Annotated in this window: 20 protein-coding genes and 1 tRNA gene; 1 reads left to right on the forward strand and 20 read right to left on the reverse strand. The window is 61.9% G+C overall.

The annotated features are described in order from the left end of the window. Positions 1-37: 37 nt before the first annotated feature. From ACSQ83_RS19435 to ACSQ83_RS19445, 3 genes are all read right to left on the reverse strand, one after another. A tRNA-Asp gene (locus ACSQ83_RS19435) sits at positions 38-114 on the reverse strand. Between the two features lie 238 nt (positions 115-352). Then, a complete protein-coding gene (locus ACSQ83_RS19440) occupies positions 353-1,645 on the reverse strand; it encodes an MFS transporter (RefSeq protein ID WP_414968915.1) in 1,293 nt (430 codons plus the stop codon). Positions 1,646-1,905: 260 nt separating this feature from the next. After that, the gene (locus ACSQ83_RS19445) at positions 1,906-3,153 is read right to left on the reverse strand and encodes an NAD(P)/FAD-dependent oxidoreductase (protein ID WP_436229259.1); all 1,248 of its coding nucleotides are present in this window, start codon (positions 3,151-3,153) and stop codon (positions 1,906-1,908) included. A 177-nt stretch (positions 3,154-3,330) separates the two neighbouring features. Between ACSQ83_RS19445 and ACSQ83_RS19450 the strand changes: the two genes are divergently transcribed. Beyond that, entirely contained in the window at positions 3,331-4,068 is a 738-nt protein-coding gene (locus ACSQ83_RS19450) for a class I SAM-dependent methyltransferase (RefSeq protein ID WP_436229260.1), read from the forward strand. A 38-nt stretch (positions 4,069-4,106) separates the two neighbouring features. On the opposite strand, the gene ACSQ83_RS19455 is transcribed toward ACSQ83_RS19450, so the two are convergent. The 17 genes from ACSQ83_RS19455 to ACSQ83_RS19535 are packed head-to-tail and all read right to left on the reverse strand — an operon-like array spanning position 4,107 to position 20,622. Then, positions 4,107-4,544, reverse strand: a complete 438-nt coding sequence (locus tag ACSQ83_RS19455; protein WP_436229261.1) for a signal peptidase — start codon at positions 4,542-4,544, stop codon at positions 4,107-4,109. Positions 4,545-4,594: 50 nt separating this feature from the next. Then, complete coding sequence (locus ACSQ83_RS19460; protein ID WP_436229262.1) at positions 4,595-5,845, reverse strand: beta-ketoacyl-[acyl-carrier-protein] synthase family protein; 1,251 nt, start codon at positions 5,843-5,845, stop codon at positions 4,595-4,597. Beyond that, a complete protein-coding gene (locus tag ACSQ83_RS19465; protein ID WP_436229263.1) occupies positions 5,842-7,068 on the reverse strand; it encodes a beta-ketoacyl-ACP synthase in 1,227 nt (408 codons plus the stop codon). Before ACSQ83_RS19465 ends, ACSQ83_RS19460 begins: the two co-directional genes overlap by 4 nt. Next, positions 7,068-7,793: a 3-ketoacyl-ACP reductase FabG2 gene (locus tag ACSQ83_RS19470; RefSeq protein ID WP_436229264.1), complete on the reverse strand. Its 726-nt coding sequence runs from the start codon at positions 7,791-7,793 to the stop codon at positions 7,068-7,070. Before ACSQ83_RS19470 ends, ACSQ83_RS19465 begins: the two co-directional genes overlap by 1 nt. Further along, complete coding sequence (locus ACSQ83_RS19475) at positions 7,790-8,281, reverse strand: hotdog family protein (protein ID WP_436229265.1); 492 nt, start codon at positions 8,279-8,281, stop codon at positions 7,790-7,792. The genes ACSQ83_RS19470 and ACSQ83_RS19475 overlap by 4 nt, the downstream gene beginning before the upstream one ends. 17 nt (positions 8,282-8,298) lie before the next feature. Beyond that, a complete protein-coding gene (locus tag ACSQ83_RS19480; protein WP_436229266.1) occupies positions 8,299-9,483 on the reverse strand; it encodes a beta-ketoacyl-[acyl-carrier-protein] synthase family protein in 1,185 nt (394 codons plus the stop codon). Further along, complete coding sequence (locus ACSQ83_RS19485; protein WP_436229267.1) at positions 9,480-11,888, reverse strand: MMPL family transporter; 2,409 nt, start codon at positions 11,886-11,888, stop codon at positions 9,480-9,482. Before ACSQ83_RS19485 ends, ACSQ83_RS19480 begins: the two co-directional genes overlap by 4 nt. Continuing rightward, positions 11,888-12,535, reverse strand: coding sequence for a LolA family protein (locus ACSQ83_RS19490; protein WP_436229268.1), 648 nt, complete (start codon positions 12,533-12,535; stop codon positions 11,888-11,890). Before ACSQ83_RS19490 ends, ACSQ83_RS19485 begins: the two co-directional genes overlap by 1 nt. After that, the gene (locus ACSQ83_RS19495; protein WP_436229269.1) at positions 12,523-12,960 is read right to left on the reverse strand and encodes an acyl-CoA thioesterase; all 438 of its coding nucleotides are present in this window, start codon (positions 12,958-12,960) and stop codon (positions 12,523-12,525) included. The genes ACSQ83_RS19490 and ACSQ83_RS19495 overlap by 13 nt, the downstream gene beginning before the upstream one ends. Then, positions 12,953-14,554 (reverse strand): HAL/PAL/TAL family ammonia-lyase, encoded by a 1,602-nt coding sequence (locus tag ACSQ83_RS19500; RefSeq protein WP_436229270.1) that lies wholly within the window; start codon positions 14,552-14,554, stop codon positions 12,953-12,955. Before ACSQ83_RS19500 ends, ACSQ83_RS19495 begins: the two co-directional genes overlap by 8 nt. After that, on the reverse strand, positions 14,541-16,274 hold the full coding sequence (locus ACSQ83_RS19505; protein ID WP_436229271.1) for a glycosyltransferase family 2 protein: 1,734 nt from the start codon (positions 16,272-16,274) through the stop codon (positions 14,541-14,543). Before ACSQ83_RS19505 ends, ACSQ83_RS19500 begins: the two co-directional genes overlap by 14 nt. Continuing rightward, positions 16,271-17,959 (reverse strand): AMP-binding protein, encoded by a 1,689-nt coding sequence (locus ACSQ83_RS19510; RefSeq protein WP_436229300.1) that lies wholly within the window; start codon positions 17,957-17,959, stop codon positions 16,271-16,273. Before ACSQ83_RS19510 ends, ACSQ83_RS19505 begins: the two co-directional genes overlap by 4 nt. Beyond that, a complete protein-coding gene (locus tag ACSQ83_RS19515) occupies positions 17,956-18,630 on the reverse strand; it encodes a hypothetical protein (protein WP_436229272.1) in 675 nt (224 codons plus the stop codon). Before ACSQ83_RS19515 ends, ACSQ83_RS19510 begins: the two co-directional genes overlap by 4 nt. After that, positions 18,630-18,881, reverse strand: a complete 252-nt coding sequence (locus ACSQ83_RS19520; RefSeq protein ID WP_414948639.1) for an acyl carrier protein — start codon at positions 18,879-18,881, stop codon at positions 18,630-18,632. The genes ACSQ83_RS19515 and ACSQ83_RS19520 overlap by 1 nt, the downstream gene beginning before the upstream one ends. Then, the gene (locus ACSQ83_RS19525; RefSeq protein ID WP_414948638.1) at positions 18,878-19,183 is read right to left on the reverse strand and encodes a phosphopantetheine-binding protein; all 306 of its coding nucleotides are present in this window, start codon (positions 19,181-19,183) and stop codon (positions 18,878-18,880) included. The genes ACSQ83_RS19520 and ACSQ83_RS19525 overlap by 4 nt, the downstream gene beginning before the upstream one ends. Beyond that, positions 19,158-19,952 carry a lysophospholipid acyltransferase family protein gene (locus ACSQ83_RS19530; RefSeq protein ID WP_436229273.1) on the reverse strand — a complete coding sequence of 265 codons (795 nt, stop codon included), beginning with the start codon at positions 19,950-19,952 and terminating at the stop codon, positions 19,158-19,160. The genes ACSQ83_RS19525 and ACSQ83_RS19530 overlap by 26 nt, the downstream gene beginning before the upstream one ends. Further along, positions 19,936-20,622, reverse strand: a complete 687-nt coding sequence (locus tag ACSQ83_RS19535; protein ID WP_436229274.1) for a beta-ketoacyl synthase chain length factor — start codon at positions 20,620-20,622, stop codon at positions 19,936-19,938. The genes ACSQ83_RS19530 and ACSQ83_RS19535 overlap by 17 nt, the downstream gene beginning before the upstream one ends. Positions 20,623-20,756: the final 134 nt, after the last annotated feature.

Raw genomic sequence — 20,756 nt, forward strand, 5'->3', positions numbered from 1 at the left:
AAAAAGGCGAACCGGAGTTCGCCCTTCTCGAGAATGCTGGCGGAGTGGACGGGACTCGAACCCGCGACCCCCGGCGTGACAGGCCGGTATTCTAACCAACTGAACTACCACTCCTTTTGTACATCTTCTGCAACGATCGAGACGCGAGCAGTGCAGCCGCTTATTCCACCAATTGTTTCAATCATTTGCACGAAACTGGCGGCTATGTGCCGACTAAATACGGGTCAACACAACGGGAAAGCGGCGCGCCGGAAGGTTTGATCAACATCCTGCCAGCCTTGCTCCACAACCGTTTGCTCGATCGGGGACGAAGTATACAACGAAAAGTCAGACGATGCGGAATTTTATCACGCTACCGTCCCCCTACTCCCTGCGACGCGGCTACATCGATTGGCTGCTCGCCTGGAATCCGCAGCGGCTCGATCTTGCCCACGATCACGAGATAACTGAACGCGCCAAGGAAACAGAAACCGCCCGCAACAATCAACGGAATGGTGAACGAGCCTTTAGTGAGTGCAAGCATCAGGCCGGTGAACGTGGTGATCACAATGCCCGCGAGGTTCGACGCGAAGTTCTGGATGCCGCTGATCGATGCCACGTAATCCGGGGTCGGCGCCACATCGCCGGGAAGCGACCAGATGCTGGCAGCCGCGAACGCGAGGCTGCCATACGCGATTCCAAACGATGCCAGCATCACATAGATGCTGGTGGTGAACGCCGACAGCGTGATGATCGACGAAAGCAGCATGCCGCCGACCATGCAGGTCTTACGCGACTTCGTCAGGCTCCAGCCGCGCTTATAGAGCGCATCCGAAACGATGCCGCCCAGCCAGCCGCCGGGTATTGAAATGAGCGCGGGAATCATGCCGAGCGTGCCGAGCGACTTGAGCGAAAAACCGCGCGTCTGCACGAGATAACTCGGGAACCACGTGATGAAAAAATAGATCACGAAGTTCAGGCAGAAGAAGCCGAGCATCATGCCCCACAGCGTGCGATGCCTGAAAAGCGAGGCCCACGTGATGTTCCGGTCACCCGTTTTGTCACGCGGCGCAGGCGTTACATTTTCTTCGCCGGTCAGATCACCGCGCGACGGATTGCGGTAGATCACGAACCAGCCGAGCACCCACAGCAGGCCCACGGCGCCGGTTGCGACGAACGATGCTTCCCAGCCAAAGCCGCTGATGATCAGCGCGACGATCGGGATGGAAAGTGCGGAGCCGACTCGCGAGCCGCTATCGAAGATGCTTGTCGCGAACGCGCGTTGCGCCGGCTTGAACCATTGCGCGACGAGCTTCGCACACGCCGGATAAGCGCCCGCTTCGCCCACGCCGAGCATCAGGCGGCAGCCGAACATGCCCGCCACGCTCGAGGTTGCGGCGGTGAGTGCGGTGAATATGGACCACCATCCGACTGCAAGCGGCAATGCGATGCGCGCGCCGACTTTATCGACGAACCAGCCGAACGGCATTTGCATCAGCGCGTAGGTCCAGAAGAAGCCGCTCATGACAAGGCCCATTTGCGCGGGACCGATGTTGAGCGCCTTCTGTATCTGAGGGGCTGCAACGGCCAAGTTCGCACGATCGACGTAATTGATCGCGATTGCCAGGAAACATAGAAATATGACCATCCACCGCATCTTGCGCATGCTTTGTCTCCTCCGGTACGGCTCGTTTTTTTATCTACGATGCTCGGGTTCAGCGATGCTGCGAGCGAGCGCAGAATCGGCCCGGCGTGCATGATGCGTGATGGGTGCGTGCTCGCCGGGGCGTTACATGCTACTCGCTAAATGCGGGTGTCTGCACAGGCGGAGACGCGGGTCAGGGTGTTCCCTGAGTCATAGCTTAATGCTTACAACAAGAAAGCTTTTGCGCGTTTGGTCCCGACTCCAACACGGTCCATGCGCCCTCAAGAAACCTTGCATATCTCGTGAAGCGCATTGAGCCTGCGTGCTGGATCGGCTACGTACGGATTCGATTCATCCCACGCATAGCCCGCCAGCACCGCGCTGATAAAACGCTGGATATGCGGCGTTTTATGCGGATAAAAAATGATGTCCTGCAGCTCACCCGTGTACCACCGTTCGACAAATGCACGGAAGGTATCAATCCCTTTTCGCAGCGGCGCGTCGTACTCTGCCTGCCAGTCGGGAGTTTCGCCATTGAACTGCCGCTCCAGCGTTTGCACCGCCAGATGCGCAGAGCGAAGAGCGATCGTCACGCCCGATGAAAACACAGGATCGAGGAACTCTCCCGCGTTACCGAGCAGCGCGTAACCCGGACCATGCAGCCACTCGACGTTCGCTGAATAACCGCCGATATGCCGCACCGGCATCAGGAACGGCGCCTCGCCGATGAGCGCGTTAAGTGTCGGCTCCTGCTGGATCAGCGCACGCAGCTTTGCATCGCGTTCGTTCTCGGGACAGTCCAGGAAACTCGCCTCGGCTACGCACCCGACCGACGAGCGGCCGCCTGCGAGCGGAATCATCCAGAACCAGACATCGCGATGCTCCGGATGCGTTGCGACGCAGATCTTGTTCCGGTCCGTAACGCCAACCGGGATGCCGTCGCGCACATGCGTAAAGATGGCCGCACGCGTGGGCATCCGTGTGGGCGCTTCAAGGTTCAGGAGACGCGGCAATACACGGCCGAAGCCGCTGGCATCGAGTACGAAACGGGCGTTCACATGGTATGCAATGCCCGCTTCATCGATCACGTCCAGCACCGGCGCAGTGCCGGTTTGCATCGCTTGCACGGTGTGGCCGAAACGCACTTCGGCGCCCTGCTTCGCGGCGCACTGGATCAGCAGGTCGTCGAATACCGCGCGTTCAACCTGGTACGTCGTGCCCCATCCGGGCGTGTGTTTATCGCGGAAGTCGAAGGAGAACGACTGGTCGCGATGAATAAAATGCGCGCCGTTCTTGTACTGGAACCCGGCCTCGACAACCGCCCGCAGCATGCCGGCCGCTTCAAGGTAAGCCATGCTTTGCGGCAACAGGCTTTCACCGATAGAAAAGCGCGGAAAATGCTGGCGCTCAAGCACGAGCACCGAACGGCCCGCTTTTCGCAACAGCGCGGCCGCGACTGCCCCCGAGGGCCCCGCGCCGATGATGGCGACATCGACAGTCGTGTCTTGCTCTGAAGAATCAGTACTCAAGGGTGCCTCGCTTAAAGACATGAAGCCGTGTGCGGAATCTCGTGGGTCGATCATTGTGTGGATCATGTGTTCGGATCAACTTTCATGCTCTTGCTTCTATGCCTGCCATGCTTGCCAGTACAATGACGTGCGCCCTGTTTGCATCCTTTCGCATCCTTTGTTGCCGGAGAGAAAATCGTGTCGTCATCCGAAATATCCAGCGTTGCCTTCGTGCCGGAGACGGCCTTCGGATTGTGGTTTCTTCGCACCGCCACGTGGGAACATCACGTGCTGCGCGTAGCCATCAACGACCTCAGGCGCCTGGCCGATTTCTCCCTGCCCGCGGCGCCTGTGATCGTCGATGTGGGATGCGGGCAAGGTCAATCGTTCCGGCTGCTCGGCAACGCGTTCAGGCCCGGCCGGATCATAGGAGTGGATTTCCATGAGCCTTCGCTCGCCGAAGCCCGCAGCGCAGCGCAGGCTTGCTCGCGAGAAGAAGGCTGGGCGATGCAGATCGAGTTGCTGCATGGTGACTGCGCACGCCTGCCCTTGCCCGATGCAAGCGCTGACATCGTGTTCTGCCATCAGACCTTTCATCATCTCGTCGATCAAGGCCGCTCCCTCGCTGAATTTCGCCGCGTGTTGAAACCCGGCGGGGTCTTGCTGTTCGCCGAATCCACCGACGCGTATATCAAGTCGTGGGTGATCCGTCTGCTGTTCCGTCATCCCATGCACGTGCAAAAAAGCGCCGACGGTTACCTCGATATGATCCGCAACGCCGGCTTTGCCTTCGGTCCACAAAACGTTTCCATGCCTTACTTGTGGTGGAGTCGTGCAGCGGACTTTGGACTCCTTGAACGGCTTGGGTTGCATCGGCCGCTGCCGGGCAAGCGTCGTGAAACGCTGGTCAATGTGGCTGCGATCAAGGCCGATTGAATCGGCCCTCAAGCTGCGCTATCCCACGGTATTCGACGTTATTGCCCGTCAAGCACAACAAGATCGCCACGCACTCGCAAGGCCGCCGCGCTGGGGCTCACGCCACATGTGAACTCCGTAGCCGACGACGATTCAGTGCTATGAAAACTCGTCCCCACATTGATGACGGCATTCGCGTGACGATCCCGGGCAGTCGCTCGTAGCTTCTCCAGCGCAGCGGCGAGCGCACGGTTGCATGCCGCATCCTGGCCATTAGTCTCACGCGCGATACGCACCGACTCAGTGGTTCGCCCAAGCTGACTCTGCACGGCAGGATGATCCTGCGAGCCGAAATACAACGCGACCTGCGCGCCCGGCGCGGACTGAGTTGATTGTGCAACCACCGGCGCAAGCGGCAACGACTTCACCTGTGTTGCACATCCCGACAGCGTCGCTACGACCACCATCAGCCCTCCAAACGCAAACTTGCTCTTCATCGTGTTTCCCCGGTTAGTTTTTGTTACGGTCATTGTTTCAGCGGACCTTTTCAAGCGCCCTTCCACGCATCGAAGATGAGACTCGCGCAACTGCCGCCGAAGCCGAATGAAATCGACATCGCGGTGTCTATCTTCATCGGCCGCGACGTGCGCACGAGCGGCATGCCGTTCACGCGAGCATCGAGCATTTCTATCGGTCCCGTTCCGGCGACAAAACCATCGCGCATCATCAGCATGGCGTAGATTGCCTCGTGCACGCCACAGGCTCCAAGCGGATGCCCGGACAATCCTTTCGTCGATGAAAACAACGGGATGTCGTCGCCAAATACATCGCACAACGCATGCAGTTCTTCGACATCGCCAAGCGGTGTGGAGGGTGCGTGCGTGTTGATATACGACGGACGTGTACCCGCTTCATCGAGTGCACTTCTCATGGCGCGCGCGATGCCCGGCGCGTGCGGACTCACCATGCCCGCACTATCCGTGCAATGGCCGAAGCCTGTCAGCTCGGCATGAATACGTGCGCCTCGAGACAACGCATGGTCCAGCGACTCAAGCACCAGCACGCCACCGCCGGATGCAATCACGAAACCATCGCGCGTGCTGTCATAGGGACGCGAGGCATGTTCCGGTGCGTCGTTAAAACGCCTCGACAATGCGCCCATTGAGTCGAACATCAGCGTCATGTTGTCGTGCAGACCTTCGCTGCCGCCCGCGAGTACGATCTGCTGGCGGCCGGTCTGGATCAGTTGCATTGCCTGGCCGATCGCAAGGGCTGACGTGGTGCAGGCCGACGACGGCGAATAGGTCATGCCCTCCAGCCCGAACACCTGAGCCACGTTCGCCGACGTGGTGCTGCCCATCACCTGCGGGACCGTATACGGCGGTACTTTTTCGATACCGCGCGCGTGCGCAATTGCCATCGCTGCGTCGTACGCTGCGATGGTTCCAGTGCCCGAGCCGATCACCGCGCCGGCGTTCGGCGAACGCAGCAAGGAGGGATCGAGGTTGGCATCGTGTACTGCTTTGCGCGCCGCATGACACGCAAAACGCGCCGTGTCACCCATGAAGCGTTCGAGCTTGCGATCGAATGGCGGCTCGCCTGCTATCGACGCTACGCCGGCCACCTGACTTGCGAGACCGCGTTCACGCCATGCATCGACGCGCGTAATACCGCTTCGGCCCGCGTGCAACGCAGCGGAAACTTCGTCGAGCGTATTACCGAGGCACGACACGATGCCCATGCCCGTCACGACCACGCGTGACAAGCCACGGGACGTCGATGAATGACTCCCGCTCATGGCACGCGCCTGAAAATCAACGAAGTATTGATACCGCCGAACGCGAAGTTGTTACTCATGACGTAGTCGGCATCAATGGTGCGCCCGCTATCCACGATGTAGTCCAACTGCGCACAAGCCGGATCGACTTGCGTCAGGTTGAGCGTGGGCGCATACCAGTTGCGCTTCATCATCTCGATGGTCCACCACGCCTCCAATGCGCCGCACGCACCCAGCGTGTGGCCCACGTAACTCTTCAGCGAACTGATTGGCACACGCTCACCGAAGGTCTGCGCCGTTGCGTGGCTTTCGGCTACATCGCCGCGATCTGTCGACGTGCCATGCGCGTTGACGTAAGCAATGGCTTCAGCCGGAAGCTGTGCATCGCGCAGCGCGAGCTGCATGGCGAAGGCCATGGTGTCGGCCGATGGCTGCGTCATGTGCGCGCCGTCCGAGTTGCAGCCAAAGCCTGCTATCTCCGCATGAATCCGCGCCCCGCGTGCAAGCGCGTGTTCATATTCTTCAAGCACCAAGGTCGCTGCGCCTTCACCGACCACGAGACCGTCGCGGGCGACATCAAAGGGACGCGGCGTGAGATGCGGTTCGTCGTTGCGCGTGCTCGTCGCATAAAGCGTGTCGAACACTGCGACGGCCGGCCCCGACAATTCTTCCGCGCCACCGGCGAGCATCAGCGTCTGCTTACCCGCCGCGATCATCTCGTACGCGTAACCAATCGCCTGGCTGCCAGACGCGCACGCGCAGGACGTTGGCACAATGCGGCCCTTCAGGTCCCAAAACAGGCTGACGTTGACGGCCGTGGTGTGCGGCATCATCTGCACGTAGCTGTTCGAGGTCACGTCGCTCATCGAACCGGTTTCGATCATCTTGCCGAATGCACGAATCGGCTGGACCGATCCAGACGACGAACCGTAGGCCACGCCCATGCGGCCGTCCCTGATCGTGAGGTCATCGGCGAGACCTGCATCGGTGAGCGCCAATTCGCTTGCACGCACCGAATAGAGGGACACAGGTCCCATCGAACGGGTTTTCTTGCGCGGGTAATGAGCCGGCGTGGTGAAGCCGGGCAACGGGCACGCGAGCCGCGTATGCAGCAACTCGAAGTAGTCCCATTCGGGCATTCGGCGCACGGCATTTCGACCGCTTCTCAAGTTCGCTTCGATCTCGTCCCAGGCGTTGCCGAACGCCGTGACGCCACCCACGCCGGTTATGACTACGCGCTTCATCAGATCATCCCGCCATTGACACCGATCACCTGCCGCGTGATGTACGAGGCCGCGTCCGACATCAGGAAACTCACCACGGATGCAACTTCGGCTGGTTGCCCGACGCGGTTCATCGGCACCGTCTTCAGTGCTTGCTCGAGCGGCACGCCATCGAGCATGCCGGTATCGATCAAGCCGGGCGCCACGCAATTGACAGTGATGTTGCGCGTCGCCAGCTCGACGGCGAGCGCCTTCGTGGCGCCGATCAGTCCGGCCTTCGCCGCGCTGTAGTTGACCTGGCCACGGTTGCCCATCACACCCGAGACCGAGGCGATCGTCACGATACGACCGCCCTGCTTCGCGCGCACGAGCGGCATGGTCAATGGATGCACGACGTTATAAAACGAGTCGAGACCGGTTTCGATCACGATGTCCCAGTCCTCTTCGGTGAGCGCCGGGAACGCCGCGTCACGCGTCACGCCCGCGCTACAGACGACGCCGTAATACGCGCCATGACTCGCCACGTCGGCCTCCAGCACTTCGCGGCATGCGGCGCGGTCGCGGACATCGAATTGCAACACTCGCGCCGTGCCGCCCTGCGCGGCAATACCGGTCGCGACCGCTTCCGCTTCAGTGCGGCCGCTGCGGCAATGCACGGAGACTGTGAAGCCGTCTGCCGCGAGTTGATACGCTATCGCGCGGCCGATGCCACGGCTTGCGCCCGTTACAAGTACACGCCGGCTCATGATCCGAAACTCCCAACAATAAATGACTGAAAGTCAGCCGGTTGATACACCTTGATGACTGCCTCGGCGCAGCACACCGTGCTGTGCTTCCGGTCGAGCTTCTGATCGTGATGGATCGAGCATTCGTACGCGCCGTGGCCTTCTTCACCACGCAGCAGTTCTTTTGCTTCGATGCGCAAGCGCGCGCCGCGAGCGAATACGGGCACATGTGCCTCGTATCGGCGCGATCCGAGCAGGACGCCGGGACGTGCCCGGCCGCCTGCGCGCATCGCGAGTATGGCTACGTGCGCGGCAATGGCCTGCGCCATCAGTTCGATGCCGATCCACGCCGGCATCGAACCGTCTTCGTCGGCGTACCAGGCATCTGCTCTCACGCTTGCATAAGCTGTCACGGTTTCGTCCGTGCAGGCGCTGACCGCGTCGAGTAGCAACATCGTGCCCCGGTGCGGCAAGATGGTTTCAATGGAGCCGAAGCTGTCGTTATTCATAGAGGTCGTCACGGTCATCATCGACCGAGTATCAGGCTGACGTTGCTGCCGCCAAACGCAAACGAATTGCTCATCACGTACTGCGCGCCCGCCGTGCGCGGCAGATAACGCTCGCTCTCGACGAGGTCAAGCGGCGGCAGCGCCGAGTCGGCCTCGCCGTCCCACAGATGACGCGGCAAAGCGACATCGTCGTGTGCAAGCGTGAGCCAAGCCAAGCCCAGTTCCGTCGCGCCCGCGGCGCCCAGTTGATGCCCGGTCAGCGGTTTGGTGCCGCTCGCCGCAACGCCTGCGGGGAACACCCGCGCCATCAGATGCGCTTCCATGTCGTCGTTCTTGCGCGTCGCGGTCGCATGGAGATTTACATAGCCGATATCAGCCGGCACAAGACCGGCATCCGCCAATGCGGCGCGCAATGCGATCTCACCGCCCGCGCCGTGTGGATCAGGTGCGGAAATGTGATGCGCATCACTCGATTCACCCGCCCCCGCGAGTACGACTGCGCCCTCGTCGCGGCTCATCAGGAACACGGCGGCACCCTCGCCCACGTTGATCCCGTTGCGATTGCGGCTCATGGGATTGGAGCGGACCGAACTGGTCGATTCGAGCGACGCGAAGCCTTGCACGGTCAGTTCGCATAACGAATCGACACCGCCGACTACAACTGCATCGCACAAGTGCAACTGGAGCAAGCGACGCGCGGAAACGAACGCCTTTGCGCTCGACGTGCACGCGGTCGAGATCGTGAACGCCGGGCCGTGAATGTCCAGCGCTGCTGCGGCGAACGGCGCCACCGTGCCAATTTCAACTTGCCGATAGTCGAAGCTCACCGGCAATTTTCCGGCTTGTGCCTGATACACGAACGCAGCCTCGGCCGCTTCAATACCCGATGTGCTCGTGCCAAGCACCACGCCGATCCGATGCGCGCCGTAACGCTCGCGAGCGGCTTCTACCGCCGGCGCGATCTGCGCGAGCGCAGCGAGCAGCAGCCGATTATTGCGGCAGTCGTAACGCGCGAGTGAGTCCGGAGGCGCGAGATCAAGCGGTGCGATCACGCTGCCGGCAAACGTATCGCCAATGCCGGTATGGATCGTTCGCATGCCCGGCGCAATGCCGGCTGCGAGCGCCGGCACGATCGTGTCAATGGTGTCGCCCAGCGCATTGATCATCCCCAGCGCATGCAGATAAACCCGTGGCCCGTTCATGCGGCCCTCCTTCGTTCAGACGGCATGCCTATCGGCGCAAGCAGCACCGATACCGCGATACCGAGTGCAAGCGTCGCGCCGAAACTCCGCAACGCGGGCATCGCGCTCATGGCGAGCAGGCCGAACGAAAGCAGGGTTGTTGCCGCCGACAGCAGCACGCCTGTCCACACCGCGCCAAGATTGGCATCCGGGCGCGCGGCGCCCTCGCGCAGGAACACGGCATAGTTTGCGCCTACCCCGAGCGCGAGCATTAACGCGAGCCAGTTAAACAGATTCAGCGGCACGCCTGCATAGCCGAATACGGCGAGCGTCACCCCAACCGCGAGCAAGACGGGCAGCGTGACGACAACGCCGCCGAGCGGCCGGTAGCGCACCATCATCAGCAAGAGGACGCTTAGCAACGCCGCTGCCAGCCAGATGCCGCTATCGACACGATAAGCGCCGAACAGCGCCGACACGCTCGCGGCTTTATCGACGAACAAGACGCCCGGTAATGTGTGTGCCGTGGAGATCAGCACAGGCTCGTTCGCAGGCGTCACGCCCTGCGGAATCACGACGGCGGCATAACCGCCCGACGTCGATGCCGGATCGACTCTGCCGAGCCACAAGTGACGGAAGGGCTGCGACCACGGCGCTGCAAGCCAGCTGTCGATGGTCAGCACCGCGTGGTCCGACTTCGCGTAGGCCGCAAGCCATGCGTCAGCGACTTCATCGCGGAAACCCGCTTGAACGAGCGTCGCGCGCAACGCGGACGGATCGTTGAACACGCGTTGGCGGAGCAGCGTATGGTCTTCGTCCTGCCGCTTCGCCGACGGGACGAATGATGTTATCGATTGCCAGTTGCTCAGCTTGGCCGCGCCCGTCAAGCCGTCGAGTTTCGCGCCCAGCGCTTCAGCACGCTCCAGCACGATCTCAGATGTCGCGCCGCGCACGACGAAAAACTGTGAGCTGTTATCGAAACCGACCGCGTCGCGCACCTTCTGTTCCTGCGCCATGAGCACGGGATCGCGCTGGATCAACACGTGGATGTCGTCGTCGCTCGTGAGTCGAAGCCAGCCGGGCACGGAAACAATCAACAGGAGAGCCGCCACGCCCCATGCCCGCCGGCCGCCGATCACTAGGCGCCATCCGTCAAGCAGACGCGCCGCCCCGGCGAATACGCGCTGCGGACTGCGCTTGGGCGCACGGACCAGTAATGCTGGCAACAGCCACAGCACTGATGCGAAAGCGGTACAGATACCCACAATCGCGAAACACGCGATCTGCTTGAGCGCAGGGAACGGCACCCACGTGAGGATGGCGTAACCCAGCAAGCTTGTTGTCAGCGCGACCATCAGTGCCGGCCGCACGGCGCGCACGCCGCGCTGCGCATCCCATTCACGCCCCGCACCTAGATAGACGACGAAGTACTGAATCGAATAGTCGACAGCTTCGCCGATCAAACTCGCGCCGAACACGAGCGTCAGCAGATGCAGCTTGCCAAATATCAACATGGTGGCGGCAAGCGCGCAGACAATGCCGAGCGCCGTCGAAACAAAGCCGAGCAGGATCAGTCGCGGTGAACGGAACACCCACAACATGAGCAACGCGATCCCGCAGAGCGACGCGATACCGATCAAATGCACTTCGCGCTCCGAAGCAGCGCGTGCCGCTTCCGCGTAAAAGACAGCGCCGGTGCGGGCTAAAGTGACATCGGGGAAACTTTGCTTTAGGGTTCCTTCGCCGCGAGCTACAGCATCATGGACCGCATGCTGGATCTTCGATTCGTAAGCCGAACCAGGCAACGTCGCCATCACAAGAACACTGGTCGCATTACCTCGATGCGCCACGAGCAAACCGTCTTCAACCTCCAGGTTCGACGTCGCCAGCGGCAAGCCCGCAAGCCAATGTTCCAGCCAGCCGAACGGATCGTCGGCGAGTTGAGTGGCGAGGCCACTGCGCAGCGGACTATAGAGGCGTCGCGCGAGCGTGTCGTGTAACGAGAGCGTGCCGTCTGCGAGCGCGACGCGATCAGCCGACGCAAGCAAGCCGAATCGATACGGCAAGTACAGCCCGGCAATCTTCGATACATCGAATGGCGGCAGCTCCGCTGTCACCGAGCCGAACGCTCCGCTTGCCGACAACGTCGCTCCAAGCTGTTTCGCCGCGGCTTTGGCGTGCGCTGCGTCGTTGCTGGTGACGAGGAACACCGTCCGATCACCCAACGCGGTCGCCAGGGTATCGACGGCTTTCTCAGCGACCGGATCCGCTTCGGTTGCGGGTAACAATGCAAGCAGGTTCGTCTGCAGCGGCGACGGCCCGGCAAATCGCAACACGCAATAAAGCGTAGCGGCGAGCGCAAGCAAAAGCCAACCAACGCGCATGCCCCATGCCGGTTTAGCGACCCGTGATTGAGGCACCTGCATTACGGCGCTCCGAACAGCGTGCGATCGGCTGGCGGCAACTCCGTCACCGCCGCGCTGTTCGCAAAGTCGATGCGTGTCACATCGCCATTCGCGAGCGTAATGCGCAGCGCCTGCAAGTAGTCGCCGCCGCTCATCTCCAGGCCCTTGATCGATTGGGCAAGTTGCGGTTGATTCGGCGTCAGTTGCATACGCCATTGCGCCGGTGTGCCGTCCGCGTGCACGTCGAATTGTGCGTAGAGCGCAGAGAGATCGCCACCCAGCATCGCGCGCATCATCCGCGAAACCTGCGCCACGCCACGCACGCCGTTGCCGCTGTTTGTGTTCGTGCGCTGGCCATTGGCATTGACTTCACTTACGCCAGAATCCGTGATGACGTAGGTCGCTTTGTACGGTGTATCGATCTGCCAGATCACACCGCGTTCACGAAAGAAAACCAGCGAGCCCGTGCTGACGAGCGGCTGTTTCATCGCGGCAAGCGTTTGGGTTTGCGTGAACTGCGCGCGAACGCCCTTCGCTTGAGCGAGATGCCCTGCTACCTGCGAAACGAGGCCGGTGTCGCTTGCGGATGCTGGCTGCGCCGCGAACACGGGCGATGCCAGGGCAATGAGCCCAGCCGCCACGACACTGCGCAAACTCAACGTGCCCATGCGCGCTCCAGCTTCTCGAATACCACGGGCGGCGACACGAACTGCAGTTCCTGCGTCGCAGCCTCGATAGCAACCTGGATCGTATAGCCCTTCGTCAACCGCTCGCCTGAAGCGGCATCGACGATCTCGTAGCCAATTTTCAGGCGGTTTTCATATTCGAGCAATTGCGCGCGTACCTCGACCCGCTGACCGTAGAGGGCCGGACGCACGTACTTGAGATGCACTTCAACGATGGGCCAGAGATACCCCGACGCCTGCATCTCGCGATAGTCGTAGTCGAACAAACGCAGCAATGCGGCCCGGCCGATCTCGAAGTATTTCAGGTAGTGGCCATGCCAGCAGACATTCATGGCATCGACGTCGTGGAACGGTATCTCAACGCCCGCGCTCGCCGTCAGGATCCTGGGGGTCGCAGCTTCACTCATGCTGATCCTCTCCACCGTAGCCCCCGACCAGATCGCACGCCGCGATCCGCGCAGTCAATGCGCGCAGGTCGCTTTCGAGCGCGCGGTCTTCATCGACGAACGGCGATTCAGCCGTCACGCTCGCCATGAATGCAAGCAACGGCGGGGGAACGGGTGTCGTATTGTTGACGAGCAGACGCAAGCGCGCAGCCTGCACGGTCGCAAGCGTATGGGCCGCTGCGACTTGCTCCGTCAACTCCAGTATCCGCAGGCAATCGCGTGCGGCGATGGTGCCCATGCTCACCTTGTCCTGGTTATGCGCTTCGGTCGAACGCGAGAACACGCTCGCGGGCATGGTCAGCTTGAGCGCTTCCGCAGTCCACGCCGACGACGATATCTGCACCGCCTTGAAACCGTGATTGATCGACGCGCGCTCAGGTGCTGCGCCCGACAGGCTGCGCGGCAGGCCGTTGTTGAATTTATCGTCGACGAGCAGCGCCAGTTGGCGATCCATCAGGTCGGCAAGATTCGCGACCGCCACTTTCAGCGCATCCATCGCGAACGCAATATGGCCGCCGTAGAAGTTGCCGCCATGCAGAACGCGTTCGCCATCGGGATCGATCAGCGGATTGTCGTTGGCGCTGTTCAGCTCGTTCTCGACATCACGACGCACCCATGTCAGCGCATCGCGTGCCACGCCAATGACGTGCGGTGCACAGCGGATGGAATAGCGATCCTGCAGGCGATGCCCCGGCGTGTCCTCACGGCCCGCGAGATCCTCGCGAATCCATGCGGCGGCTTCCGCCTGCCCTGCGTGTGGTTTGACTTCGAACAGCATCGGGTCGAAGTGCGCGGCGCGGCCGTCGAGCGCGACGGTGGACAACGCGGTCAGGCGCGCGGCGAGCCGCGTCAGATGACCGGCTCGGGCGAACGCAAGGCACGCGAGGCCCGTCATGACCGCCGTGCCGTTCATCAACGCAAGCCCTTCTTTCGGGGCGAGCGTAAGCGGTGCGTGACCAAGCTTGGCCCAGACACTGCGGGCATCGCATAACTCATCGCGGAACCGCACGTCGCGCTCGCCAACCAGCGCGGCCGCCACGTAGGACAGCGGCGTCAGGTCACCGCTCGCCCCCACCGATCCCTCCGACGGAATCCTTGGCAGCACGCGATGATTGATCAGGTCTGCGAGCCTTTCAAGCAGGACGTGCCGTACTCCCGAGAACCCGTATGCCAGCGAATTGAGGCGCGCGGCGATGACGGCGAGCGTCTGCGCGTCGTCGAGATGCTGGCCCATGCCGCAGCCGTGATAACGCAGCAATTGCAGGGGCAGGACTTCGACCAGTTCCATGGGGACATCGACCACGCACGAGTCGCCGTAACCGGTGTTGACGCCATAGACGGTTGCGCCCTCGGCCAGATGACGGCGCAAGAAATCGGCGCCGCGGTCAATACGTGCGCGCCACGCCGGATCGGCGCTCAGCGCGACAGGCGTTCGCTGATTCGCAATCGATACGACCTCTTCAATCGTCAGCCGCCTGCCGCCGATGACAACCGGTTCTTCGGTGGGGATGATAGTTAGCTTGCCTATCTTTCCGCTCGGATCATGTTCGGCCATTCGCGCCTCCAGTGCCATTACCGTTGCCATTGGGACGCGCCCAGAAATCGAAAAAATTGAACCATTGATAAGGCGCCTTGCGACAATAGTGTTCGAGGCGCGATGCATAACGCTGTGCCCACGCCGCGAGATGCTGCGCACGTTCGCGGCGCGGCAATTCGATGCGCTCTGCGAACGGCTCGAAATAGAGCCTGTATCCCTGCTCTTCCTTCAGGCAGAAAAACAGGTACACGGGGCAACCGAGTGCATGGGCCAACACATACGGACCTTGCGCGAAAGGCGCCGTCGAGCCAAGAAACTGCGCCTCGGTCGTGCGGCCGGAATCATGCGCGGGCACGCGGTCGCCCACGATCACCAGCAGCTCGCCTGCTTCCACCCGATCCTGCATCATCATCGCCGTCTCGGGGCCGAAGTCGCTGACCTCGACCAGTCGTTGCGCGAAGTTGCTATTCGCCGATGCCAGCACGCTGTTGAAACGGCGCGCGTGCTCCGTATAGACAACGGCGGTGATCTTCGCATGCGCGCCGCGCGAGGCAAGCGCCCGGGTCATTTCGAGGTTGCCGAGATGCGCGCCGATTACCAGTGCGCCACGGCCGCTGGCGCTCAGCGCTTCGAACGCGGCGGGGTCGTCAAACTTGATGTCATCCATGTTGACGCGACCCGACCACGCAGCGAGCTTGTCGAAGCCGGATCGCGCGAAGGCCAGCATATGTTTATATGCGGACCACCATCCTGGCCGTGGCGTTCCATCTTGCGGCGCGGCTTGTTGAAGGTGCGTGAAGTAGCTGCGCGATGCAGTACGTGCGCGGCCACCGGTCAACAAGAAATAAGCGACGATCGGATGCAGCCACAACGCGGTAAAGCGCGTGCCGAAGAGACGGCAGCTGAGCGCGAGCAAGGACATGCCGAGATGGCTGCCGCGTTCCGCGAGTTGCCACCAGTGCTGCTCGTTTTCCTTCGAAGACGCCGCCGATGCGCGCGGCATCAATTTATGCCCAAGCAGCATGGGCAGCCGCAGCAGCATGCCCACGACGAGCCGCGTATGAGTGCGGCTGATGCGAACGTTGTCCCATAGCACGTCGAAGTGTGAAACACCGTCGCTTGCATAGGTGACGCGCGTCGGGATCGAACGAAATGCTGTCCGGCGCCAGTACAGCCGCACCAGTATCTCAATGTCGAAATCCATTCGCGTTGGCAACTTCACGTGATCGATCAACGCGCACACCACGTCGAGCGGATACAGGCGAAAACCGCACATAGAATCGCGGATGGTGAATGAGAGCGTTTCGATCCAGACCCAAACATGCGTCAGGTAGCGCCCGTAGAGACGCGACTTCGGCACGGAGTCGTCGTACACAGGGCGGCCGAGAATCACAGCACGAGGTTCCGCGCGCGCGGCTTCGATGAAGCGCGGTACATCGGCGCTGTCATGCTGTCCGTCCGCGTCGATCTGCAAGCTGTGCGTAAAACCCGCTTTCCGCGCTGCCCGTAAGCCCGCCATCACGGCTGCGCCCTTGCCGGCGTTTATCGGCAACCGAATCAGCGTGAGCGTGTCCGCGTATTGTTGCTGAAGCGCAGCGAGCACATCCTGCGTGGCCTGATCGCTGCCGTCGTCGACGATAAAAAGCGGCAACGCATGCACGCTGAGATTCGCGACGGTCGCGCTGATCGCGTCCTTGTGGTTGTAGATCGGGATGATGATGCACGACACAACGCTCATGCCGTCCCCCGATAAACAATGACACCCGACGTGCAATCCCGTGCACCCAGCCGATACGCAAACTGCACACGCCGGCGCGCCGCGTCATGCGTCAACGTGAGATCGAGCAGCGCGCCCGGTGGCACCGGCGCCTTGAATTTCAACTGCTCGATCGATGCCAGCATGCGCACGCCCGGCACTTGCTCAGCCGCCAATCGCATCGCCCAGTCGATCTGTACAACGCCCGGCAGGATCGGCAAACCGGGGAAGTGGCCGGCAAAATGCACGAGTGTAGCCGGCACGCGAAGTTCGTAATGCAACGCGGTGTCGCTGCGTGCTTCGGAAAGCACTTCCACACCGTCCGCGCGTGCATCGAACGCTGCGGCAACGGCCGCCGCCGGCAACTTGCCTCGGGCATCGAATGGAAGCGCGAACCGGAAGCGCCAGAAACGCGGCAGCACGACGATATCGAAATATGCCGCAAGGTGGCGGCGCAGGATCTTGGCGAGCGCCACGCGGCCTCGTTCGAGAAGTGCTTCGCTACCCGCTTCGGTGAGCGCGACAACTGCGCCAACACGCTCGCGCGACATCCCTTCAAGTGACACGACCGCCGCCTGCGCCACATACGGATGCAGCCCGAGGCGGCCTTCGAGTTCGGGCAGGGACACGCGCTTGCCATCGAGCTTGATCACGCGATCCAAGCGGCCCTGCAGGCGAAAGCGCCCGTCCTCGTCAAACGCGATGATGTCGTCGGTGCGATGCCAGTCGTCGTGGCCCAGATGCGGTGAACGGAGATTAAGCGCGCCGTCGTCACCACGATTGATCTCGATACCGCTCAACGCTTGCCACGCGTCCGTCTGATCCTGCCGGCGCCATGCAATACCGCCCGTCTCCGTGCTGCCGTAGATCTCGACCGGCGCCGCGCCGAAGGCCGCGGCATAGTTGTTCGCTGCGTCTGCCGCAAGCGGACCGCCCGATGAAAAAAACACACGCGGTGCGGGACTCAGGCTTGCGAAACCATCGAGTTCAGGCCAGCGTGACAGTTGTGCCGGCGTGGACACCACGACCGACGACCCGGGCCCGCATTGCGTGATCCGCGCCTGCAGATGTTGCGGTTCGATGCTGAGCGCGCGGTCGAATGCGCGCCCGGCCGCGAGAGGCCAGAACACGCGGAACAACAGCCCGTAGATATGATGATGCGGAACACTGCCGAGCACGGTTGCGTCGCCGACAAGCGTGCCCCACTGCGCCTCGAGCGTATGAACTTCAGCGTTGAATTGCGCGAGTGTCTTGGCGATGGGCTTCGGGGTGCCGCTGCTGCCGGAGGTGTACAGCGTGAGCGGCGCGTGCGGGTCGATCGATGCCGAATATCCGACGTACTCCGAACCAGCCATCAGCGCCGGCATGTCCGCATCGGTTAGAACAGCGTCGTAGGCATTCGAGAGATCGGCCAGATAACCGGGCGCCGCATGCGCAGGAATAACCGGCTCCTTGGCCGACGCGAATAACGCAAACAGCGCGCAGGCGAAGTTGAACGGATCGTCGATACACAATGCATAACGTCGTGCCGGTTGTTCGCTTAAACGCGCGGCGATGGCCCGCACTCGTGCAAGGAACGTGGCGAAATCGAGTACGTCGGCACCATCGCGGCAAACCGGCGTGCCCGCATCGCGCCTGGCCGACAACAGATCGTGCAACGCGATCATGCCGCCTCCGAGCGTGCGGCTCTCGGCAGCACGGCCACGTAGCGCCATACGATCTCGCCAACCAGCAGCACCCCTATCAGGGCATACGCGATCGCGCCGTTGTACAGCGACCAGGCAGCACGCGTCCAGAACAACGCGGTATAGGCGGAAAATGCACCGTTCAGCGTGAAGAACACACACCACATTTGCGTGACATGGCGCGTGTAACGCACCGCATGCGCGCCAAGCTGGGGATTGCCCATGCGCGCGAATTTTTCGATCATCGATGGTCCGCGCGCAAGCGTCGAGCCGAACGCGACCAGCAGTCCGAGGTTCACAAACGAGGGATACAGATGCAACAGCAATTCACTGCCGGACACTACGATCGCAGCCGACGCGCAGCTTAGAAGGCCCGCTACGCACAAGTCGGTGGCGGTGAGCTGGCGCAGCGACGTCGCGAAAGTACCCGTGCCGGCCCAGCGCTGCAGCCAAAGCAGAGCGAACAACGCGGCGCCAATGTATCGCGGCTCGTCCCAGCGCCAGGCACACAGGATCATCAACGGGTAAGCGACCTTCAGTGCAACTTGCAGAACCGCTCGCAGCCAGCCCTGTGGCCTGGCCTTCGAGTTAGAGCCGTCAGCTTCGGGCGCCGCGGCGCCCTGCCCGCCGGAACGTGATGGCTCCGCTTGCATCACCCCTGTTCCGCCAGCAAAGATTCCACCGCACCGATCACATCGCCCACCGTGCGTACCGACTTGAACTCTTCCGGCTTGATGCGCCGCCCGGTCATTTCTTGCAGCTTGATAGCGAGATCGACAGCGTCGATGCTATCGAGGTCGAGGTCCTCGTACAGATGCGCTTCTGGCGTCACGCGATCGGGCTCGATCGCGAAGTTCTCTTTGAAGATGGCGCGGATGCGCTCAAGGATCTCTGTCTCGGTCACGATTTACTCCCCTTTTCCCCGATATCGTTCGTAGCGCTCAGCCCGCCTCGCTGGCTGTCGACCAGCGCGGCGAGTGTGCTGATCGAACGGAAGTGCTCTCGCGTGCGTTCGTCGTTCGCCGCAATCGTCAATTGATAGTGTTTGCGCAGCACGATGCCGATCTCGAGTGCATCGATCGAATCGAGCCCGATGCCATCGGTTTCGAACAGCGGCGCATCGTCGTCGATGTCGGCAGGCGTCAGGTCTTCCAGATCGAGTGCATCGATCAGAAGCTGCTTAATTTCCAGTTTCAAAGAATCCATAGTCGAACAGCCGCTGGTTAATGTGCGCCTCAATGGCGCTGGTCAAAGTACGCGCGGCAAGGGCCGGAGAAGAATCATGCGCCACGGGCCGGTCGGCCGCGACGCGCTCGAGCACGCTCACGCGGATGCGGAACGCCCGCGACGGCACGTCATACCAGCGCATCTGTTTGGTAAAGGCCGGCGGGTCGCAATCCATCAGCACGGGCAAGATCGGCGTGCAGGCCTTGAGGGCGATGTGCGCAAAACCGCGCGAGAATGCGTGCAACCGGTTCGGCGCGGGACTACGCGTGCCTTCCGGAAAAATGATCATGGTATAGCCCGCCGCGATCTGGCGGGCGCTGGCTTCAACGAGTTCGACCGGGTCGACATTGCTCACGTATTCGGCCGCCCGCACGATGCCCCAGAAGCAGGGATTACCCCAGTGCGCGTTCTTGACGACGCAACACGCGGAAGGCGTGAGCGCGAGCAGCACCACCACGTCGAGGTAGGTTGGATGATTGGCAACCACGATCACGGGGCCGGCGTCGCGCAACGCGGCAGCCCCGGAGACTTCCAGTTCCATTACGCCGACCCACTGCAAGAAGGCCACCAACGCCCGGAAGAACCAGTGAATGATGGTCGTCACTACCCGCTGACGCGACGCGCGATGCGGCCACAGCCACGCGAGCGGAAACACGAGCACCGAGAACAGCAGTCCGCAGACGCCGAACACGACGAAGCTCATGCCCGTGGCGACCAGCCGCCACCCGTAGTTAAGCCGCGCCATCATGCCAGCTCCAATGCCAGGTAGTGCCGGCGTGTTGCCATGTGGCGGGCGCTTTTGTGTCGAGACAGCGCTGGACCGCTTCGCTCTGCGTAAGGAAAGAGTCAGGCACGTCCAACAGGCTTCCTGCATCCGACAGTGTGCATGCGAGCAGTCCTGCCGAGCGGGTGTCGAGCAGGATCGAGAGCGCACCGCCTTGCACTTCGTCTTCAATCGTGCCGTAGGCGGCATCAGCCGGCTCGTCCGCATAGACCAGCAGCACGGGCGACGACGGGTCCGCTTCGAACTGCGCATGCGCTTCGAGTAATGCAAACCCAAGGGTTTGCGCTCCGGCGGAAATTGCACTCGCGGGCGAACGATCGCCACGGGCGATGCCGAATATGCCGGTCATTGCATTGAGGACCGACAGGCTGAACGCGGTCGGCGACACCGGCTCGCCCGTGCTGATGGCGCGCAGGATGTCTGTCGTGCGCCGCAGCTCACCATGCCGCGACGCGAACACCACGCGCACGCGCTCCCGCTCAGCCACGCAGTCATGCGCGACCTTGAGGGCGCTTCGGGACAGGCTGCTTAGACGACGGCGGACGATCGGCTCGATGAAGCTGATATCGGCGGTCGCCGCGGCTGCAGTGGCGGACCATCTCGCAACGGGCATGGTCCAGCGCAGATCGTGCATACGATGTTTACGATTTGAAAGGCACCAGCACTTCACCAGGATCCGCCTGTGCGGGTAGCACATGAATGAACCTGCTCCAGCCGGAAGTTCCTTCCTCTGCCTTCAGCAGATGTCCGGCCAATATACCGATGCAT

It is taken from the genome of Caballeronia sp. LjRoot29 (assembly GCF_964252755.1).
GTDB lineage: Bacteria > Pseudomonadota > Gammaproteobacteria > Burkholderiales > Burkholderiaceae > Caballeronia.

Excerpts from the sequence above, each read along its gene's own strand:
- ACSQ83_RS19440 (WP_414968915.1), bottom strand. The coding sequence starts at position 1,645 with ATGCGCAAGATGCGGTGGATGGTCATATTTCTATGTTTCCTGGCAATC.
- ACSQ83_RS19455 (WP_436229261.1), bottom strand. The coding sequence starts at position 4,544 with ATGAAGAGCAAGTTTGCGTTTGGAGGGCTGATGGTGGTCGTAGCGACG.
- ACSQ83_RS19460 (WP_436229262.1), bottom strand. The coding sequence starts at position 5,845 with ATGAGCGGGAGTCATTCATCGACGTCCCGTGGCTTGTCACGCGTGGTC.
- ACSQ83_RS19465 (WP_436229263.1), bottom strand. The coding sequence starts at position 7,068 with ATGAAGCGCGTAGTCATAACCGGCGTGGGTGGCGTCACGGCGTTCGGC.
- ACSQ83_RS19470 (WP_436229264.1), bottom strand. The coding sequence starts at position 7,793 with ATGAGCCGGCGTGTACTTGTAACGGGCGCAAGCCGTGGCATCGGCCGC.
- ACSQ83_RS19475 (WP_436229265.1), bottom strand. The coding sequence starts at position 8,281 with ATGAATAACGACAGCTTCGGCTCCATTGAAACCATCTTGCCGCACCGG.
- ACSQ83_RS19480 (WP_436229266.1), bottom strand. The coding sequence starts at position 9,483 with ATGAACGGGCCACGGGTTTATCTGCATGCGCTGGGGATGATCAATGCG.
- ACSQ83_RS19485 (WP_436229267.1), bottom strand. The coding sequence starts at position 11,888 with ATGCAGGTGCCTCAATCACGGGTCGCTAAACCGGCATGGGGCATGCGC.
- ACSQ83_RS19490 (WP_436229268.1), bottom strand. The coding sequence starts at position 12,535 with ATGGGCACGTTGAGTTTGCGCAGTGTCGTGGCGGCTGGGCTCATTGCC.
- ACSQ83_RS19495 (WP_436229269.1), bottom strand. The coding sequence starts at position 12,960 with ATGAGTGAAGCTGCGACCCCCAGGATCCTGACGGCGAGCGCGGGCGTT.
- ACSQ83_RS19500 (WP_436229270.1), bottom strand. The coding sequence starts at position 14,554 with ATGGCCGAACATGATCCGAGCGGAAAGATAGGCAAGCTAACTATCATC.
- ACSQ83_RS19505 (WP_436229271.1), bottom strand. The coding sequence starts at position 16,274 with ATGAGCGTTGTGTCGTGCATCATCATCCCGATCTACAACCACAAGGAC.
- ACSQ83_RS19510 (WP_436229300.1), bottom strand. The coding sequence starts at position 17,959 with ATGATCGCGTTGCACGATCTGTTGTCGGCCAGGCGCGATGCGGGCACG.
- ACSQ83_RS19515 (WP_436229272.1), bottom strand. The coding sequence starts at position 18,630 with ATGCAAGCGGAGCCATCACGTTCCGGCGGGCAGGGCGCCGCGGCGCCC.
- ACSQ83_RS19525 (WP_414948638.1), bottom strand. The coding sequence starts at position 19,183 with ATGGATTCTTTGAAACTGGAAATTAAGCAGCTTCTGATCGATGCACTC.
- ACSQ83_RS19530 (WP_436229273.1), bottom strand. The coding sequence starts at position 19,952 with ATGATGGCGCGGCTTAACTACGGGTGGCGGCTGGTCGCCACGGGCATG.
- ACSQ83_RS19535 (WP_436229274.1), bottom strand. The coding sequence starts at position 20,622 with ATGCACGATCTGCGCTGGACCATGCCCGTTGCGAGATGGTCCGCCACT.